At 67.8% G+C, this 3,285-nt stretch carries 3 protein-coding genes; 2 read left to right on the top strand and 1 reads right to left on the bottom strand.

Going from position 1 to position 3,285, the window contains the following annotated elements; translation table 11 throughout:
* On the top strand, positions 1 to 497 hold a 497-nt coding region (locus AB0I88_RS41100), incomplete at its 5' end, for a hypothetical protein (protein ID WP_361037700.1).
* Positions 498 to 767: 270 nt separating this feature from the next.
* On the opposite strand, the gene AB0I88_RS41105 is transcribed toward AB0I88_RS41100, so the two are convergent.
* Entirely contained in the window at positions 768 to 1,316 is a 549-nt protein-coding gene (locus AB0I88_RS41105; RefSeq protein ID WP_361037702.1) for a hypothetical protein, read from the bottom strand.
* A 502-nt stretch (positions 1,317 to 1,818) separates the two neighbouring features.
* On the opposite strand from AB0I88_RS41105, the gene AB0I88_RS41110 reads away from it, so the two are divergent.
* On the top strand, positions 1,819 to 3,075 hold the full coding sequence (locus AB0I88_RS41110) for a hypothetical protein (RefSeq protein ID WP_361037704.1): 1,257 nt from the start codon (positions 1,819 to 1,821) through the stop codon (positions 3,073 to 3,075).
* The last annotated feature ends 210 nt before the right edge of the window (positions 3,076 to 3,285 follow it).

The following is a 3,285-nucleotide window of genomic DNA, read 5'->3' on the forward strand; positions in this document are numbered from 1 at the left end:
AGGGCTCCGCGTCCTCTTCCAGCATCGCCCGATCTCGCCGCCTTCGCCCGTGTCGCACCAATCAACACATTCGCGTTGCTGAGATCAGCTCAATGAGGGTGCAGTCGTTGAGTGTCTCGACCGAGACAATGGACCGAGGTCGAGTTGCCTTCTGTAAAGCATGGAACTCGCTCCAGAATTCTCTGCGCAGCACGAACCTGCGGGACATGCAGGATGTCGTCGAACGCGAACACATGCGCGAACTCGATAGACTTACCGCGCGATTGCGGAACCCCGGGGCATTGGATTGGTTGCGCCAGCTACACGAATTGGGACAGGCGGAGGGCGGTGGCGCGGTCAGTGCATATCAAACGCTTGGTCGTGAAACCGCAGCGACAGGCGCGACATATCTGGACGATGTTTCAAACACTGTACGCCACTACAAATACGTCAGAAAAGCAGTTGATGCGGCTATGCAAAGGACTCTTCCGTCGGCCTGGCCGATCGATGCATCGTGAGGTCCGCAGGATGGAAAGCTGGAAGCGCTGGCCTCCGATAATACCTCCTTGAGTCTGGATTCTCCGCGAATAATAGAGCTGGCCGCAAGACGTCAATTGGCGAATGCATATCGACGTCAGATGCCGGAGCAGGGCTTTGCGTGGTCGGTTGAGGGCTGAGTGAGCTGGGGTTTTGGGTGGTCCTGCCCCGAGGCCGGGTCCATGTAGGACGAGTGCGGCCCGTTGTTGATCATGGGGATTGCGAAGACGCCCATGAGCCAGGCATTCGTCTCAGCAGGACCCTGCCCAGGCGACATTGCGCTGGATCGAGCCGCCCCGGGCGACTCGCGCGCGCTCCGGCAAGATCACCGTGGTGCTGACATTGATGGTGTAGGAGTGGCCGGAGACGCAGTAGACGCCGGGTGAGTAATGCTCGAACCGGCCACCCGGGCAGGGGGTGAAGTCGGGGTGGTATCGGCCGCAGGTGAAGTTCTGGCCCACCGAGACGCCGGTGACGTCGTCTCTGATCGTCACCGTCTGGGAGACGCCGGCGCATGGTACAACCGCATTAGGCGCCGCCTGGTACTGGCAGAAGCTCTGCCCGCGGGTCCGGAAGGCGCCGTCGCCCTCGCTGTTGACGAACTTGTCGAGGTCGTAGCACTGCCCGCCCCGGTATTCCCTCTCGCCGCTGCCGGTGAAATCCTCGCAATAGTGGATGCCCGGCTGAATGGTCGCCTGGGCCGCGGTGACGGGCCAGCAGAACGTCGCGACGACGGCGAGCACCGCGGCAGCGGCGAGTCGGCGGAACGTTTGCTTCGACCATGATCCCTTGGTGTGCATGGCGAGCCTTTCCGATCCCGGACACGGAATTCCACGGTCCACTGCGCCGACGGTATCAACGAGCATGGATGCCTGCAACGGCGTGGGGTCTCGGTTGATCCCGGTTGACGGTGGAGGACCTGGGGCGGTCATGAGGGGAGGCGATCCTGGCGCTGGACATCTTCCGGGATCCAGGGCTCCGGTGAGGTGGCCGTCGATCAGACGGGCGCGGTATCGCATGAGTTCGAGGCGGTTCTCGGCCGCGGCGGCCAGGCCGGTGGTGCTGTGGGCGGCGAGGCCGGCGAGGCGGCCTTCATCGGGACCGCCCTACGGGTGGCGCGGGATTTCCGAACGAATCCGAGGCCAGCGCCCACCGCGTCGGTTCGACGCCCATGACCGATGCCGGCGGCACGGCGTCCTGTGCGCAGCGGTAGTGCCCGGACGTGGCATCTGGCGTGCACGCCGTACGGGCGGCCTGGCCGCAGCGGCCGGCGACGATCGGCACCCGATATCGTGAGACGTGATGAGTGATCTTGCAGAGGTATCGGAAAGACTCGATGCGGGCGACCTGAACGGCGCCATCCGCGCGCTGCTGACCGCAGCGGCCGACGCGCCGACCGCGGAACTGGCGGCACTGTTGGCCCGTGCCGGGCGCCTTGCCGGCTTCGATGACCTGGCCGAGGCCGCCGACGCGGTGACCTCCGGCCCCGGCGACGCGGTAGCGCTGTACCGGCTGGGCTGGGCCTGCGTCGAACGTGGCATCTCCCGGATCGCCATCCCACTGCTGGAGGCATCCCTCGAGGCGGCACCGGGCTCCCGCCGGATCGTGACCGAACTGGTCTCCGCCTATGAGGACGACTACCGATACGGCGATGCCGTCGCCGTCCTCGAGGCGAACGACGCCGGCCTGCAGGACTGGCCGGACCGGTACCTGCTCGCCCTCAACAGCGTCATGTCCGGCGATCTGGACCGGGCCCGCCGGGCCGCCGCGCGCCTCGCTCCGCCGCCCCCTGACTGGGTTCACGCACGCGAGCGCCTGTCCGGCATGCTCGAGCGCGCCACGACCGTGCCCGGCCCGCTCGATCGGCAGGCGCTACGCCCCTGGCACTACGTGCTCAACGGCGGTGTCCTGCTGCACCTCTCCCCGTACGGCTTCGACGAGCCGATGCGCGGCCGCTACGCGTACCTGCACGACAGCCTGGCCGCGTTGCGCCGAACCATCGATCGCCTCCGGGTCGTCGTCGAGGCCGTCGGCGCGTCCGCGTCGAGTGTCGGCCTCCTACCCGACCGGGGAAGCTCGATCTTCGGCCTGGCGCTGGCCTCCGCCCTGGACCTTCCCGCCCAGCCGTACGCCCCCGGCCGCCGCGACACGATCATCGCCGCCTACGACCTGTCCGCGCTCACGGTGCCCCTGTCGACGCTGGTCGAGCGCACGCCCGGCACTCTGCTCGTGGAGCATGCGACATCGTGGACGGACCCGGGCCCGATCGCGCCGGACGCGACCGGGTTGCTGTACCAGTCGCTGGTGCCCGCGTGGGGCGAGCACACGCGCTTCCCGCTCGACGGCGAGCCGGAGCAGGTCCCGGCGGACGACCGCCCCGCCGAGGACCTGGCCGCCGCGGTGGGGGAGACCACCCCCGACACGGACGAGGTGGCCCCGGACGACACGCCGGCGGACCTCGCGGCCTTCGCGGCCGGGCTCGCGGCGCGATGGCCTCTCACCGGCCGCCGTGACCGCCTCTGGTCGCCCGGCCCGGTGGCGAGCGCCCGCTTCCTGTAAGCCTCGTGCGGCGCAGCGTGTCCATCGCCACCAGCGCCGCCCCAGGCCGACAGCGGCGTCTTCGAGAAATGCGGGTGACGAAATCCCGGAGAACGCGGATGTCGACCGCATCATCGAGCGTTTTTCAACCTCGATAGATCGGGTTCTCGACATGATGCAGGACGAGGATGGCCTGCAGGATCGTGGTCGCCCGGGACGGGCTGCAGCGCA

Origin of the sequence: Actinoplanes sp. NPDC049802, assembly GCF_040656595.1 — a bacterium.
GTDB lineage: Bacteria > Actinomycetota > Actinomycetes > Mycobacteriales > Micromonosporaceae > Actinoplanes.